We start from the raw sequence: 16673 nt of genomic DNA, 5'->3' as shown, positions 1-16673 counted from the left end.
AGGAAAATTATGCACAATGGAATTCGAATGACAACTTTAGTAAAAAGGGCTATGTTGATTTGCGCGGGGGTATTATTTACATACGAAGCAACTTTAGGATCAACACATACTGCTCTAGCAAGTACAGAGGATGAAACAAAATCTGTTCAACTTGTAAGTGAAATTCAATCATCTCTTGCACCGAAAGAAGCTCCAAAACAATATAACGGGCAAGTTAGAAAAGTCGCTTACTTAACATTTGATGATGGTCCTGGAAAATACACAGCTGAGCTTTTAGATATGTTAAAGAAAGAAAATGCAAAAGCAACATTCTTCCTAATCGGTTCAAATGTAAAAGCATTCCCGGAACTTGTAAAACGTGAAGATGCTGAAGGCCACTATGTTGGGATGCACAGTATGACTCATAACTACAAGAAGCTTTACACTGAAGGTCATTACGTAGATGAAATGAAAGAAGATCAAGGCTTAATCGCTGGCGTTCTAGGTAAATCACCAGTATTAACTCGCCCATCTTACGGCTCAATGCCAGGGTTAAACGAAGCACTTCGCAACAAAGTTGTCGAAAATGGATTAAAAGTTTGGGATTGGACAATTGATTCTTTAGACTGGACATACAACAAAATGCCTGTTGATGCTGCATCAGCTAAAATTGTACAAAACGTTGTAAATGGAGCTGACAAGCCAACAGAAGTTATTCTAATGCACGATATTCATCCACAATCCGTTAAAGCAGTGCCTGGAATTATTAAAGGACTGAAAGAAAAAGGATATGAATTAGAAAGTTATAATGAGAACGAACACTTCCCATTAAACTTCTGGCACGATAATCGTATGTAATGTGAAAGACTCTATTTCCTCTAGTAGGTTATTGAGTCTTTTTTTCGTATTGGGTATTACTTCTCTTATATTCGATTCCCCCTTCTTCCTTTATATCAATGGGATATAAAAACCACATTAATTTAACTAAAAAACATGACATGTTATTCTAAAAACGACTAGTACGAAATTAAAAAATATATCAAAATACAGTAAGAAATTATGGATTGAATATACAAATTCAATCCTATTTTTTATATTATCAACACTTTAGCACATATTACTCTTAAGGAGTGATGTGTATATGGATTTTCTTTCAGCCGAATATTTATCTGCCCTACTTGCCATCATTGTAATTGATTTAGTGTTAGCTGGTGATAATGCCATTGTAATTGGATTAGCAGCAAGGCGATTACCGAAAGATCAACAAAAGAAAGTGATTATATGGGGAACTATCGGGGCAATTGCGATTAGGGCCCTCGCTACTTTAGTTGTCGTCTGGTTATTAAAAATACCAGGGCTACTTCTAATTGGTGGTGTACTCCTTATATGGATTGCTTACAAATTAATTGCTGAAGGCAAAGATCATGATATTAAGGCCGAAGAAGGATTTTGGTCTGCTATTAAAACCATTATTATTGCTGATGCGTTAATGGGTATTGATAATGTACTTGCTGTTGCAGGAGCTGCGCATGGCAATTTTTCTTTAGTCATCATCGGACTATTAGTATCAATTCCAGTAGTAGTATGGGGCAGTACATTAATTTTAAAATGGGTTGACCGGTTCCCTGTTATCATTACAATTGGAGCAGCCGTTTTAGCTTATACTGCTGCGAAAATGATTGTAGATGAGAAATGGTTCGCTGGATTTTTCGAAAGTAACCCTTTCATAAAATGGGCATTTATCATAATTATCATTGCTGGTGTAGTATTCTTTGGAAAAATGAAACAAAAAACGAAAGATAATTCTATAAAATGACAACGTTATATGTACAAACAAAAGCGCTACTCATATGAGTAGCGCTTTTTACTATTTATTTCGTTTCCCCATCTTCAGTCGTCTTTACCTTCGTTTTATTTTTATCACGATGGTTATAGTTGTACTTCGAACGATCGACCGGTGTAAATCCTTCCGGTGTGTAGAATCGTAATAAGTCACCGTTTACGACTTGGTCAGAGTATTTTAATGACTTTTGAACCATTTGTTCATTTTGTTTTATTTCGTCTGTTAATTCTACAGAGTTACCAGTAGTTGTATCATAGTATTTTCCATTCAATGCAGTAACTGTTGGACTTACGAAGTTACCGTTACGGAATGGAACAACTTGTTTATGCTCTGGTGATAATAAATCGGATCCAAATTGGACATAATTTTTCGTATCTGTACCTAGTAAGTGTAATAGTGTCGGAAGAACATCAATTTCTCCGCCGTATTGATGTTGTACGCCACCCTTCATTCCTGGAACACGAATGATTAACGGTACACGTTGCAATTGTGCATTTTCAAATGAGTTCATTTCTTTACCCATTATTTGAGACATTGCTGCGCCATGATTATCAGAAATACCGTAATGGTCACCGTACATAACGATAATTGAGTTATCGTATAAACCAGATTGTTTCAAGTAATCCAAGAATCCTTTTACAGACTCATCTAAATAACGTGCTGTTTGGAAATACGTGTCTACTGATGAATCACCTGTTTTAGCTGGTTCAATCGTCGCTTCCTCTTTATCAATCGGATAAGGGAAATGGTTCGATAACGTAATGAACTTCGTATAGAACGGTTGTTTCAATGTTTGTAATAACGGAATGGATTCATTAAAGAACGGTTTATCTTTTAATCCATAGTTTACTACATCTTTTTCGTTCATATCGTAGTATGACGCATCAAAGAATTTATTAAAACCAAATGATTTATAAATCTCGTCACGGTTCCAGAATGTTTTATAGTTACCGTGGAACACTGCTGATGTGTATCCTTGTTGACCTAAAATAGCTGGTGCTGATTGAAACGTGTTATGAGCTTTATTTGTAAAAACAGATCCTTGTGGTAATCCAAACATTGAGTTTTCTAGCATGAACTCCGCATCAGATGTTTTACCTTGTCCTGTTTGATGGAAGAAGTTATCAAAGTATAACGTATTCGCATCTTTTGTAAATGAATTTAAGAACGGTGTAACTTCTTGCCCATTTAATTTATAATCGATTAAAAAGTTTTGGAATGATTCTAAATGAATATAAATTACGTTCATTCCTTTTCCTTTACCAAAGTACTCAGGATTTGGACTTGCATATGTTGATGTAAGATAATTTCTAACCTCAGTCATATTATCTCCATCAGCTAACGCTCGTTCTGTTGATGCTTTCGCACTTTGAATGCCATCATAAATCGTATAGTTGTATGCCCCTAAATATTTCACAATATAATTACGGTCAAATGTTCTTGTTAATAATTCAGGACGATCTGATTCTGCAAGACCTAAGTTAATGCTGAATAATAAAATACCTGCTACAAATACTAGTGATAATTTATGCTTCGCAACACGGATAGGTTTTGGACTTGCAAATTTTGTTGCGACTAAAACAATTAAAATGATTGTATCTAAGAAATATAGTGGATCATATGCGTGTAGTAATGCAAAAATACTACCACCTAAATCTCCAAAGTTATTCGTCTGTGTTAATGTCGGGAACGTAATAAAGTCGCTGAAAAAGCGATAATATACTACGTTTGCGTATAAAAGTATAGACATTAACAAATTAATAACAATTAACCAAATGTAAGCACGTTTCCCCTTTGCAAATAATGCGAGCCCTAAAAATAGAACTGCTGAGCTTAACGGGTTGAAAAACAGTAAAAACTTTTGGATTGTGTTGGATATCCCTAAATTAAATTCTGTCACATATGCTGCGTATGTTTTTAACCAGAATAAAACAACGGCAAACACAAAAAATCCAAAGTGATTGCTTAACACACTTTTGCTCTTTAATAAGAACTTTTTCATCTCTCCACCTCTTTTAATCATCCAAGGCTTATTTTGATATAAGTCTGTCTCTCTATTCAATTTTTAATCTCCAAATAGATTTTATTTATTTTACTATATGAAGAATATTAGTAATTATAATTTGAAGCTATTATTTATTCAACTATTTTTTTACAAATATTTTGACCTTGGTTTCTATTTAACAAAATAATTTTGTAACATTTTCGGTTTTCTCCCAAGATTCATCCACTAATTATGACACCACATACTATAAACCTTTATTCACTGCTTCGCAAATAAATATGTCTCCAGTTCTGGAACATTAATGTAATATAATGAAATTCACAATAGATAGCATTAGTTTTTTTCGGTGTATATTACATCCTTTCATGTAACTCAAGTTTATTCATGCTGCAGCCATTTCTCTATATGCAACATCAAAATATCCTTCAACCTCTAAAGTTATTTTTGTATAATTATTCACAGTTCATAAAATCAATGATTATAAAAAAACCTCACTCTCATTACGAGAGCAAGGTTTTTCATCATTTATTATTGACCTTTGTACATTGCATCTACTTGTTTTTGAAGTTCTTCATTTTCTAAGAACTCATCGTAAGTAGCCTCTTTATCGATTACACCGTTTGGCGTTACTTCGATAATGCGGTTTGCAATTGTTTGTACGAACTGATGGTCATGAGATGTGAATAACATTGTACCTTTGAATGCGATTAAACCGTTGTTTAATGCAGTGATAGACTCAAGGTCTAAGTGGTTCGTTGGATCGTCAAGCGTGATTACATTCGCACCACTTAACATCATTTTAGATAACATACAACGAACTTTTTCGCCTCCAGATAATACAGAAACTTTCTTCTTAACTTCTTCACCTGAGAATAACATACGGCCTAAGAAACCACGTAAGAAGCTTTCTGACTCATCTTGTGGAGAGAATTGGCGTAACCAATCAACTAAGTTGGAGTCACTGTTCTCAAAGTATTTAGAGTTATCTCTCGGGAAGTAAGATTGAGATGTTGTAACGCCCCATTTGAATGAACCGCTATCTGGCTCCATTTCACCCATAAGGATTTTAAATAATGTTGTCATCGCAATATCGTTACGACCGATAAATGCAACTTTATCACCTTTATTTAAAGTGAAGTACACATTATCTAACACTTTTTCACCATCAATTGTTTTAGAAAGACCTTCAACAGTTAATAAGTCATTTCCTATTTCACGCTCAGGTGTAAAGCCAACAAATGGGTAACGACGTGATGATGGTCTAATATCATCTAATGTAATTTTATCTAGTAACTTTTTACGAGAAGTTGCTTGTTTTGCTTTAGATGCGTTTGAGCTAAAGCGTGCAATGAAGTTTTGTAACTCTTTTACTTTCTCTTCTTTTTTCTTATTAGCATCTTGTGTTAATTTTAAAGCTAATTGGCTTGACTCATACCAGAAGTCATAGTTGCCGACATAAAGTTGAATTTTACCGAAATCAAGATCAGCCATGTGCGTACAAACTTTATTTAAGAAGTGACGGTCATGGGATACAACGATTACTGTATTTTCAAAGTTCATTAAGAAGTTTTCTAACCATTGAATTGCTTTTAAGTCCAAGTGGTTGGTAGGCTCATCTAGTAATAGAATGTCAGGTTTACCAAATAATGCTTGAGCAAGTAATACTTTTACTTTCTCTGCCCCAGTTAATTCTGACAATTTCTTATCATGAACATCTTCACCAATACCTAAACCTTTAAGAAGGATTGCAGCTTCTGATTCTGCTTCCCAACCGTTAAGCTCAGCGAACTCACCTTCAAGTTCAGCAGCACGCATACCATCTTCATCACTAAAGTCTTCTTTCATGTAAATGGCATTTTTCTCTTGCATTACTTTGTAAAGTTGCGTGTGACCCATAATTACTGTTTCTAATACTGGGAACTCTTCATATTCGAAGTGGTTCTGTTTTAATACTGCTAAACGCTCACCTGGCGTAATATGTATGTCACCTGTTGATGGTTCAATTTCTCCAGATAAAATCTTTAGAAATGTCGATTTACCAGCACCGTTTGCTCCGATTAAACCGTAGCAGTTACCTGGCGTGAATTTTATGTTAACATCTTCAAATAATTTGCGATCCGCAAAACGCAAACTAACGTTACTTACTGTAATCATTTGTGTCCTCCTACTAATACCGCTTATTTCAGCGTTTTCTCACCGATTGTCTTAAAAAATCGCATATTACGACTCAATTATTGTAGACTATAGCTATTATATAGTAGAAGGTGGATGAATAGCAACGGTTGATTACTATTCACCCCTTTTCTATCTTGAATAAAATGTACGTTTTTAACGAAACAATATTATATAGAAGCAAATTTCATAATGAATAGAGATATGAAAAATGAAGATTTTGCAAAATATAAAGATGTAATGTACGAGCTTATTAAATAAGCCCCCCTTTTAAAAGGGGATCCTTTTATTTTCTTTTACTTAATTTCTTCATATAATTCTTCATTTTATTCGTTAACCCTATTAAAGCAGGTAACAATATTGGCATCACAATGATAGCTAGTAGTAACAGTGCAACACCAACAACAGATGCTACTTGTATAAGCGTCAATACACCTGAAGGAATTAATGCAGCAAATGTACCACCTAAAATAAGTGCCGCTGATAATACGACTCCTCCTATGTGACGAGATGCATTTACAATTTTCGTTGCAGGATCCCCTTCTAACTCATTGTATCGCATCATTACGAAAATGCTATAATCCACACCTAAAGCGACAATCATAATAAAACTAAAGAATGGTACATTCCAACTTAATGACTCTACGTTTAGTATGTGTGCACTAATTTGTTCACTTATACCAAGTGATGCAAAATAAGCTAATATTAAAGATCCAATAATGAAAATTGTATTTAAAAATGAGCGTGTAATAACGAGTAATACAATCGCAATTCCAAATAACATAATCGTAGCTGTACGTAAGAAATCTTGACCTGTTACTTCTTTTAAATCAACGTTTCTAGCAGTTGTACCACCGATCGCTTTTTTTGCTGATTTTAATTCTGTACCATTTAACGTACCGTCTATCGTTTTATTAATTTCTTCAATGATTGGCATCGCTTCTTTGGAATACGGATTTACGTCTAAAATGATTGTCATTTTAGCAGTCTTTCTATCATGTGACATATACGTATTCAATGCTTTTTGGAAATCTTCTCCCTCTAAAACTTCTTTTGGAATATAAAATTTCTCAGAGCTTTTTGATTCATTTAGTTCTCCTAAATATTTCTGAGCATCCCCTAGTCCGTTACTTACCTTTTCGAGCCCTTCTGTACTTTTAAATAATCCTGATTGTAATTGCCCCATCTGTTCTTGCAAGTCTTTCAGCCCGGTTAATAACTGGACTTGCCCATCATTTATTTTTGTTAATCCGTTTTGTAACTCAGATGACTTGTTCGCAATTTGTTTAGAATCTGAAGCACCTTCATCTAATCCATTTTTAAGATCAGCTGTTCCTTTTTGTAATTTAGTAACTCCATTGTTCATTTCTTTTAAGCCGTTATCCACTTTCAATAACGATTGATTTGCTTCTTTAAATGAGCCCATCGCCGCTTTATGTTGCGTTGCTAATTGATTTAATTCATTTGAAAGCACACCTAATTGCTTCTGAGCCTCTTTAGCAATTCCTATCGTTTGTAGTATGTTCGGATCATTTGCTAATTCTGGTTTCGTTTGAATGAAATTAGTCATTAACATTTCAATTTGTTCATAACCTTTTTTCGCACCATCAATGGCTTGAGAAATATTTCCAAAGTATTGATCGTAAGAACTTAAACCTTTTTCTAACTGCGCATAACCAGCATGAAGTTGTGAAGTTGCATTAGATAAAACATTTATATTTTCATTTACTGAAGTTAATCCACCCTCAATTTGTTGCGCACCTTGTGCTCCGTCATTTATACCACTTGATAGTTGATGTAAAGCTGTTCCTAATGCCGTTACACCGTTTTTCGCTTCGTTTGTTCCATCAATTAACTTTTGAATGTTTGCAAGACTATTTGAGTCTTTACTACCCATTTTATCTTTCGCAGTAGTTAATCCATCATTAATTTCCTTTATACCACCATTAGCATCTCCTAAACCTGTATTTAGTTCTCCCGCTTGTTTATTTATATATAATTCTTTTATCCTTTCCCCAGTTGGACGCGTCGGTGAATATACTTCGGAAACACCTTTCACTTTCAAAATCTTATCAGTTAGTTCATCTAAAGTTTGAAGAGAACTCGCCTCATCTAACTTGTTATCCGATTGAATGACTAACGTACTTGGTGAAGAAAAACCAGGTGGAAAATGTTCTTCTATTACGTTAATCCCCATTTTCGACTCATATTTATTATCTACTTCAAATAAATCATTGTAATTTAGTGTATTAGAGTATTTCAATACGAAAGGAATCGATATCACAAATACAATGATTAAAGCGACAAATGGTCTTACTACTGAGTTTTTCGCAAGAAATCCCCATAAACGACTATCCTCATGGCCTTTAAATGTTTTAACTGGATAAAACATTCCTTTTCCTAAAAGCACCATAAAAAATGGATTTAACGTAGTTAATACGAGTAATAATACTGCGACACCAATTGCTACGGCTGAAGTAGATTGATATAATTTAAAATTCGCTAAAGCAAGGGATGCAAAACCAATTAGTACTGCTATTCCGCTATATAAAACGGTTCTCCCGGCCGATTTAAACGTTTCTTTCGTAGCTAAAAATGCATTTTCTTGTTTACTTAATTCTTCCTTAAATCTTGTATATAATAAAATGTTATAGTCTGTTCCAACCCCAAACAGGACGACAACTACAAACACTTGTGTAAAGTTAGAAAATGGAAAATTAAATTGATCTACAAGGTGGGCGATAATCCCCATTGAAACTAAATAGGATACACCAACTGTAAGAAGAGAAACGATTGGAACAATTGGTGAACGAAATACAATGATTAATACAACTAAAATGAAAATGATAGAAATGACTTCTGTCTTTTTCACTCCCTCTTGAGAGGATGTAAGGAAATCACCCGCTATTAAATCACTTCCTGTTAAGTACGTTTTAACACCCTTCGTTTGCACTTTTTTATGAAGATCATTTGCAACTTTTGATATTTCACCATTTTTTTTATCTACTGAGATTTGCGTTAAAATAGTCGTATTGTCTTTAGATATCAACTGTTTTTCCAAATCTTTATTATCTAAATGTGAAACAACTTCCTTAATTCCTAATTGCTCTTTTTCATTTTGTAAAGCCTTGATTGTTTTTATTATTTCATCTTTTTGCTCAGATGTTAAAGCTGCTTTACTTCCACTATTAAAAACAGCTATAACTTCATATTTTTCTGTCCCGCCTTTATCCATCTCTTTTATCATTTTGTCAGCAATACTACTTTGCTCTGTATTAGGAATCGTAATATGCCCTTTTTCTTTCACTAATTTATCCATATTAGGCATCGTTACGATCATTGTAATAGTAATAACTATCCATAATAGAAAAGATAAACTTCTCCAATTTTTTAGCTTACTCATTTTAATCATCTCCCGTTTTGAAAGTATTATGTTAGTTTCGGAATGAATATTCATTCCTATTATTTCGAAACTATTTTTCGGAATGAACGTTCATTCCTATCGTTCTATTAATTTATTTTATAAACCCTATTAAACTACTCTTTCCGGAATGAATGTTCATTCCCTTAGTTACACAAATATCCTCTCCTACTTTCATTTTTTAAATCTATTTAGGAATGAATATTCATTCCTGTCCTTATAAAGCTATAGAATCAAATGATTCTAATAGCATTCCAAGAGCTTTCTTCCAATTCTTTTACTAACTCTTTCGAGTATTCTAATTGCCCTGTTGCAATTACTTTCGTTAATTTTTCTAACGGTTGATATACAATAATAATTAAAGCAACGGGAGGCAATGGACGAAGAAAACCTTTTGCGATTCCATCTTCAATAATATTCATAAAGAAGCCTATAAAATCGTCAAATATTTTCTTACTCTGTTCGTCAAGAAAATAGCTATCGCAGTGAGAATTTGTAAATAAAAAAGCATCCACATTGTTTCTCGCAAATTCAAATAAACGGTTATACGTATGACTAAACTGTTCACGAATATTTGCTTCAACAGGAAAATCCGTTTTTATCATTTCAGAAAGCTGTAACATACTTTTTGAAAATAATGAGTTAACAAGTGCCTCTTTATTGGCAAAATAGCGATAAATAGTACCCGCACCGACATTTGCCTTTTCAGCGATCATTGGAATTGTCGTACCATCGTAACCACGCTCTGCAAAAAGTTGCATCGCAGCATCAAAAATATCCTCTTGTTTGTTTTTAGCCATTTTTTCCACCTCTATTTTCAGGAATGAAAATTCATTCCGTTTTTAATTATAAATTACAGGGACTAAAAGTCAAGTGCGTGACTACGTATAGTTGTAATTTTAATCCCTTGTTTGTGAACCAATTTATATTAGCGGTTTTCTAAATATATCGACTTACCGATAAAAACCAACAACCAAAGAGAAAGCCGTCCCAAATTTCCATTTGAGACAGCCCAATTTCCTATTTAAAACTTAAAAGAAATCATAAATAAATGCTTTACGTACCGGAACTATATTCTCAAACGCTTGTATTTCCTCTTCGCTTCCGGTAATGAATTCTAATTCATTAAGTTCTAACGGACGCTTGTAGCCGAACATTATTGTAGATAATGCGTTTATATCCAGCTTAATCCCTTTATCTATTGTTTCCTCTTTCATAATTGTTATTTCACGATTTGCAAGCCTCACTGAAACGTTATTCCACGGTGCAAACGAATCTGTAATATGTAAAATCACTTCTTGCTGTACATTGTTCCAGTTTAATTCATATTGTTTTAGGAACTGCTCTACATCTACAATTCTTCCCATAAAATACGGCTTTATTTCTACCTTTACTCGCGGCTCTTGTAGTGTATATAATAATGGTTCGTTTTCACTTATAGTCATTTCAAGTTCTTTAATCATAGAATCATGCTGACAAATAAAGTTCCACAGACCATTTCGCGCTTCATTATGCAGTGGAACAAATTCTTCTACTGTCATTTTGCTGTTTTCAATTTTATATAGCATGTAGCCAGCTGCCCTTTTATTTTCATCGTAATAAATCGCTAATGTTAAGTCATCATAAACAGCCTGTAACCACCATTTTTTATCGCGAACTAGCATACCGGAAAAGCGTTCAGCAAATACCTCATAAATTTTCTCAACTTCTTCAGAGTGATTTTCTTTATCGAAACGTTTCACAATACCGTTTACTTGTTTTTTCATCACCAAATCGCTCTTTGTCATTTGACATACAAGGAGGTTCGCACAAAGTTCCCATCCGTATTTACGGTAAAATGAAACAGCAAATGGATGTAGCATCGATACTGTATATCCGTCTTTTTTCATCGTTTGAAGTGAGTGTAGAAGCAATTCTTTTACATATCCGCTTCTTCTATACTCTGGATACGTTGCTACCCCTGCAACGCCTCCCATTTTAAATTTTTCTTTTCCTATGTATATATGAAACGGAATAACATGAAGTTTGGCTGCCAAATCCTCCCCTTCCATAATACCGTATATTTCATGACTTTCTTTCATCTTTGTAAGTTGTTGTTGCAACCGTTCCTCATCAACTTTATATTGAAAAGCGTATTCTGATAAACGTAATGCTTCTCTAAATTTATCTTCTTTTAATCGTATAACGTTCATATATTTCTCCTCCATTCCTTATTTGAATTGTATCATAATTCTAAACATTACAGTTCGGTGAATGAAATTATACTGACTTAACGACACGAATCCAATTAAAAAAGCAGATACATGTCGTATCTGCTTCTCATTACTTTATTTAGCTAATTTTTGAAGTTCTTCGAAGAATGTAGGGTATGATACGCCTACTGCTTCTGCATCTTCAATTGTTGTTTTTCCTTCTGCGATACATCCAGCGATCGCAAGCATCATTCCGATGCGGTGGTCACCGTAACTATTTACTGTATTGCCTTTTAGAGGTGATTTTCCGTAAATAATCATCCCGTCATCAGTTGCTTCTATGCGGGCTCCTAGCTTTGTTAATTCTGCAACGACTGTATCAATACGGTTCGTTTCTTTAACTTTTAATTCGTGCGCATCTTTGATTACTGTAATTCCTTCCGCTTGCGTTGCAGCTAAGGCAATAACAGGAATCTCATCGATTAATCTCGGGATAATATCTCCGCCAATTTCGATTCCTTTTAATGAAGATGTTTCAATCGTAATGTTTGCAGCTGGTTCTGATGCTCCTTCGTTAATTGGTTCTACAGTAAACGTAGCACCCATTTTCTCTAATACATCAATAATACCGGTACGAGTTGGATTCATCCCTACATTTTGTAATACTAGTCTACTATTTGGAATGATTGCGGCCGCTACTAGGAAAAATGCTGCTGATGATACGTCACCTGGCACTTGAACGTCTGTTGCTGTTAGCTTTTGTCCACCTGCAAGTTTCACTATTTTTCCCTCGCGCGTTACTTTAACTCCGAAGGCTTCAAGCATTCTTTCCGTATGATCGCGTGAAATATGTGGCTCTGTAACAGCTGTTACACCTTCTGCTCGAAGTCCTGCAAGTAAAATAGCTGATTTTACTTGCGCACTTGCTACAGGTGAAGTGTATTCAATTGCTTTTAAATTTCCGCCACGTATCGTTAACGGTGTAAACGTTCCTTCTTCGCGGCCATCAATATTTGCACCCATTTGTTTTAATGGATTTGTAACACGTTTCATCGGTCTTTTTGCGATAGATGCATCACCTTGTACACAAGAGAAAAATGGTGTATTTGCCAAAATTCCTGACATTAAACGTATTGTTGTACCAGAATTACCAACATCTAATACAGCTTTCGGTTCTTGTAAACCTTCTAAACCTTTACCAACTACAGTGACTTCATCACCATTTTGCACGATGTCTACTCCCATTTCTTTAAAACAAGAAATCGTACTTAAACAGTCTGCACCTGGCAAGAAACCTTTAATTGTTGTTTTTCCTTCTGCAATCGCGCCGAACATGACAGCACGGTGTGAAATGGATTTATCACCTGGAATTGTAATGTTTCCATTTAATCCGTTATTAACAGGTTGTATCGTTCTTTCCTTCACGTTTTCACCTTCTCATTTAAATTGTTTCATAAGTTTGGTATTTTTCTTCTCCAAGCGCTAGCTTTGCTTTCATACGATCTTCTTCTCTTTGGAAGCTAATGCGTAATACCCCAAGCAATCCTTCACGTGCTTCTAATATTTGCAAGTTCGTAATACTAATTTCTTCGCGTGCTAAAATGCTCGTAATGTGAGCCAATGCTCCTACTTTATCTAAAACATCGACGTATAAGTCGTGATAGGCAGGAATTGCCCCTCTTCTTCGTACTGGTAAAGAATCACGGTATTCTTTCGCGTCTGCAAAATAGTTTTGAATCTCGCCTGCATCTCCGGTCGAAACTGTATCATATAAATCTTCCATTTCAGAGATCCACTCTTTTAATAATACCATTAAATGCTCCCGATTTTGTTTAACAATATCACTCCACATTTTTGGGCTACTAGATGCGATACGTGTAATGTCTTTAAATCCTCCGGCAGCTAGTTGATGAATGAGTGGATTATCTCCTGCATGTTTCTCCACTTGTTTTACTAATCCTGCTGCGATAAGATGCGGAAAATGACTCACAATCCCTGTTACATAATCATGTTCTTCCGTATTTAAAACGAGAAAATGAGATCCTGTTCCTTGTAACCAACGCTTTAGTTCTTCCACATGTTCATTTGGCACATGATTCATTGGTGTTAAAATGTAAAATGCATTTTCAAATAAATGTGCTTTTGCACTTTCAACGCCCGTTTTATGAGAACCTGCCATTGGATGTCCACCAATGAAAGAAACTTCCTTTGAAAATAAAGCTTCCGCTTCATTCATAATCGTCCCTTTTGTACTACCAACATCGGTTACAATAACATCTTCTCGTAACCGAAATGACGCTAATTTGTGTAATAACTTCTTCGTTTCTTCAACTGGAGAAGCAAAAACAATTAAATGAGCCTCTTCGCATGCATGCTGTAAATCTACCGCTACTTCATCTACTACGTGTAATTCTTTTGCACGCTCTACTTGTTCTAGAAAAATATCATAACCTGTTATCGTTACATCGTGCTCTTTTTTAATTGCTAATGCAAGTGAGCCTCCGATTAAACCAGTTCCAATTAAAACTACCTTTTTACACATTTGCCTCATCTCGAGACTTTCTTTTTTTATTTTCAAAGTGTTGTTGTAACACTGAAATCACTCCTTCATTTTGTTCCCTTGTTCCGACTGTAATACGGACACCGTTTGGGAACGGACGAATAATAAATCCTGCGTGTGCACAAGCTTCATAAATCTCTCCTGCATTCTCAACTGGCAAGAAGATGAAATTTGTTTGTGATGGATAAAATGGAATTTCATCTACCTTACAAAAGCTTTCATATTGTTGTAATCCCTCTGTATTTACACGAACTATTTCCTCAATAAACTCATCGTCACCAAAAGCAATCGTCGCTGCTTTTTGCGCTAATGAAGATACGTTAAATGGCAAACGTACGACATTTAATTTCTCAATTAGCTCTTCGTGTCCAATCGCATATCCAACGCGGAAAGAAGCTAATCCGTACGCTTTAGAAAATGTTCTAAGTACAAGAATGTTTTTATGTTTTTCTAAAAGCGGTAATGTCTCTGGGAAATCTTTTGCTGTTACGTATTCATAGTACGCTTCATCAATGACAATTAACGTATTTTCACTAATACCTTCAATAAATCGAGTCAATTTTTCATGATTTACATATGTGCCTGTCGGGTTGTTCGGATTACAAATCCATACGATTTTCGTATTATTATTTACCGCTGATGAAATTTCGTCTAAATCGTATACACCGTTATTTAAAGGAATTTCTTTCACTTCACAACCTTCAATAATTGCATGATGACGATACTGAGGGAATGTCGCACCAGCCGTCACGATGTTATCTCCTGCTTTAAGTACCGCACGGCTTATTATTTGAATGACTTCATCTAATCCACTACCGCAAAGAACTTGTTCCATTTGTACATGTAACTTATTTGCAATTGTTTGACGGAGTGTTGTAGCACCTCCGTCAGGATATAAAGCATGTTCCAACCACGATTTTTGCAACTCATCTACAACACGTGGGGAACAACCGAATGGATTTTCATTCGATGCTAATTTCACAAATGAATGATCTCCGTACACTTCTTTCATTTGTTCAGGTGATTTACCTGGTGTATATGGTTGTAATGATGAGAGTTGATCTTTTACTTGCATGTTAAAACCACCTTTTTATTAAAATTCTTTTGCGTATTTATTATGTTGCGTAATGTTTTGCTGAATTAACTCCATACGATCTTTTCCGAATTGTTCGACTAGTGCATGTGCAAGTTCCCATGCTACAACAGACTCAGCTACTACTCCTGCTGCTGGTACTGCACAACTATCAGATCTTTCAATACTCGCCTGGAAAGCTTCTTTCGTATCAATATCAACACTTGCTAACGGTTTGTATAATGTAGGTATTGGTTTCATCACACCTCTTACGACAATTGGCATTCCTGTTGTCATACCACCTTCTAAACCGCCAGCATTATTCGTATTCCTCGTGTATCCATGTTCTTCATCCCATAAAATTTCATCATGCACTTTACTTCCTGGCTGTCTTGCCGCTTCAAAACCAATGCCAATTTCAGCACCTTTAAATGCATTAATACTCATAATTGCACCAGCAAGTTTTGCATCTAATTTACGATCGTAATGAACGTAACTACCAACACCTATTGGCATGCCTTCTGCAATGACTTCAACAATGCCGCCGATTGAATCTCCACTACTTTTAGCATTATCTATCGCACCCATCATCTCTTGTTCTACTTCTTTATCTAAACATCGAACTGGTGAGTTTTCAGTAATTGTTTGAATCTCTTCCATTGATAAGTTTGAAATATGTTTTGCTTTTACTCCACCAATTTCAAGTACATGCCCTGCAATTTCTACGCCTAATTCTTTCAAAATTTGTTTCGCAACTGCACCAGCAGCTACACGAACTGTTGTTTCTCTTGCAGATGAGCGCTCTAGTACGTTTCTTATATCACGATGTCCATATTTAATTGCGCCGTTTAAATCCGCATGTCCTGGACGTGGTTTTGTAATTGTACGTTTCATATCTTTACTTTCTTTTTCCGAAATTGGCTCTGCACCCATTACTTTCGTCCAATGTTTGAAATCATCATTTTTTACGATTAACGTTATCGGCGAGCCAAGTGTCATCCCATGACGAACACCACTTACAATTTCAACTGTATCAGTTTCTATTTGCATGCGTCTTCCGCGTCCGTGCCCTTTTTGTCTTCTTAATAATTCTTTATTAATATGTTCCGCTATTAATGTTAAACCTGCTGGTACACCTTCTAAAATAACTGTTAACTGCGGTCCATGTGATTCTCCAGCTGTAATGTATCTCATTTCTCTTGCCCCTTTACTATTTTTTGTACAAAAAAGTCCCTACTGAGCGCTCAGTAGGGACGATGTTTATCGCGGTACCACCCTAGTTGTAGACAACTATCGTCTACCTCTCTTCTTCTGTAACGATCATTAGACCGTCCTTTCCTCCAACAGTTGGCGGAAAAGATGCTCCAAGGCTGTAATTCATGCTTACCTTTGTACTGATTCACACCGACCATCAGCTCTCTTTAACAGG

The 16673-nt window shown here is 35.3% G+C and carries 11 protein-coding genes and 1 other annotated feature (1 of these 12 running past the window's edge); of the genes, 2 read left to right on the top strand and 9 right to left on the bottom strand.

Annotated elements, in window-relative coordinates; translation table 11 throughout:
• The first annotated feature begins 9 nt into the window (after positions 1-9).
• Both AABL52_RS12700 and AABL52_RS12695 read left to right on the top strand, forming a co-directional pair.
• The gene (locus AABL52_RS12700) at positions 10-837 is read left to right on the top strand and encodes a peptidoglycan-N-acetylglucosamine deacetylase (protein WP_000551441.1); all 828 of its coding nucleotides are present in this window, start codon (positions 10-12) and stop codon (positions 835-837) included.
• Between the two features lie 283 nt (positions 838-1120).
• The gene (locus AABL52_RS12695; protein WP_341519571.1) at positions 1121-1795 is read left to right on the top strand and encodes a TerC family protein; all 675 of its coding nucleotides are present in this window, start codon (positions 1121-1123) and stop codon (positions 1793-1795) included.
• A 55-nt stretch (positions 1796-1850) separates the two neighbouring features.
• Here AABL52_RS12695 and AABL52_RS12690 read toward each other — a convergent pair whose 3' ends face one another.
• From AABL52_RS12690 to aroC, 9 genes are all read right to left on the bottom strand, one after another.
• Positions 1851-3824 carry an LTA synthase family protein gene (locus AABL52_RS12690; RefSeq protein ID WP_341519717.1) on the bottom strand — a complete coding sequence of 658 codons (1974 nt, stop codon included), beginning with the start codon at positions 3822-3824 and terminating at the stop codon, positions 1851-1853.
• Positions 3825-4355: 531 nt separating this feature from the next.
• Positions 4356-5981: an ABC-F family ATP-binding cassette domain-containing protein gene (locus tag AABL52_RS12685; protein WP_000633867.1), complete on the bottom strand. Its 1626-nt coding sequence runs from the start codon at positions 5979-5981 to the stop codon at positions 4356-4358.
• Positions 5982-6285: 304 nt separating this feature from the next.
• Positions 6286-9402, bottom strand: a complete 3117-nt coding sequence (locus tag AABL52_RS12680) for an MMPL family transporter (RefSeq protein ID WP_341519570.1) — start codon at positions 9400-9402, stop codon at positions 6286-6288.
• 251 nt (positions 9403-9653) lie between these two features.
• The gene (locus tag AABL52_RS12675; protein WP_001107306.1) at positions 9654-10220 is read right to left on the bottom strand and encodes a TetR/AcrR family transcriptional regulator; all 567 of its coding nucleotides are present in this window, start codon (positions 10218-10220) and stop codon (positions 9654-9656) included.
• A 231-nt stretch (positions 10221-10451) separates the two neighbouring features.
• Positions 10452-11612, bottom strand: a complete 1161-nt coding sequence (locus AABL52_RS12670) for a GNAT family N-acetyltransferase (RefSeq protein ID WP_341519569.1) — start codon at positions 11610-11612, stop codon at positions 10452-10454.
• Between the two features lie 135 nt (positions 11613-11747).
• Positions 11748-13037, bottom strand: coding sequence for a 3-phosphoshikimate 1-carboxyvinyltransferase (aroA, locus tag AABL52_RS12665; RefSeq protein ID WP_341519568.1), 1290 nt, complete (start codon positions 13035-13037; stop codon positions 11748-11750).
• Between the two features lie 16 nt (positions 13038-13053).
• Complete coding sequence (gene tyrA / locus AABL52_RS12660; protein WP_341519567.1) at positions 13054-14154, bottom strand: prephenate dehydrogenase; 1101 nt, start codon at positions 14152-14154, stop codon at positions 13054-13056.
• Positions 14147-15247 (bottom strand): histidinol-phosphate transaminase, encoded by a 1101-nt coding sequence (hisC, locus tag AABL52_RS12655; RefSeq protein WP_341519566.1) that lies wholly within the window; start codon positions 15245-15247, stop codon positions 14147-14149. The genes tyrA and hisC overlap by 8 nt, the downstream gene beginning before the upstream one ends.
• An 18-nt stretch (positions 15248-15265) precedes the next feature.
• Entirely contained in the window at positions 15266-16438 is a 1173-nt protein-coding gene (aroC, locus tag AABL52_RS12650) for a chorismate synthase (protein ID WP_341519565.1), read from the bottom strand.
• Between the two features lie 52 nt (positions 16439-16490).
• Positions 16491-16673: a binding site (T-box leader), on the bottom strand; it runs 37 nt beyond the window's last position.

It is taken from the genome of Bacillus paramobilis, from assembly GCF_038096195.1.
GTDB classification, from domain to species: domain Bacteria; phylum Bacillota; class Bacilli; order Bacillales; family Bacillaceae_G; genus Bacillus_A; species Bacillus_A mobilis.
The sequence above is the reverse complement of the archived record's forward strand: the minus strand, read 5'-3'. Positions and strand labels throughout refer to the sequence as shown.

Excerpts from the sequence above, each read along its gene's own strand:
- AABL52_RS12700 (WP_000551441.1), top strand. The coding sequence starts at position 10 with ATGCACAATGGAATTCGAATGACAACTTTAGTAAAAAGGGCTATGTTG.
- AABL52_RS12695 (WP_341519571.1), top strand. The coding sequence starts at position 1,121 with ATGGATTTTCTTTCAGCCGAATATTTATCTGCCCTACTTGCCATCATT.
- AABL52_RS12690 (WP_341519717.1), bottom strand. The coding sequence starts at position 3,824 with ATGAAAAAGTTCTTATTAAAGAGCAAAAGTGTGTTAAGCAATCACTTT.
- AABL52_RS12685 (WP_000633867.1), bottom strand. The coding sequence starts at position 5,981 with ATGATTACAGTAAGTAACGTTAGTTTGCGTTTTGCGGATCGCAAATTA.
- AABL52_RS12680 (WP_341519570.1), bottom strand. The coding sequence starts at position 9,402 with ATGAGTAAGCTAAAAAATTGGAGAAGTTTATCTTTTCTATTATGGATA.
- AABL52_RS12675 (WP_001107306.1), bottom strand. The coding sequence starts at position 10,220 with ATGGCTAAAAACAAACAAGAGGATATTTTTGATGCTGCGATGCAACTT.
- AABL52_RS12670 (WP_341519569.1), bottom strand. The coding sequence starts at position 11,612 with ATGAACGTTATACGATTAAAAGAAGATAAATTTAGAGAAGCATTACGT.
- tyrA (WP_341519567.1), bottom strand. The coding sequence starts at position 14,154 with ATGTGTAAAAAGGTAGTTTTAATTGGAACTGGTTTAATCGGAGGCTCA.
- hisC (WP_341519566.1), bottom strand. The coding sequence starts at position 15,247 with ATGCAAGTAAAAGATCAACTCTCATCATTACAACCATATACACCAGGT.
- aroC (WP_341519565.1), bottom strand. The coding sequence starts at position 16,438 with ATGAGATACATTACAGCTGGAGAATCACATGGACCGCAGTTAACAGTT.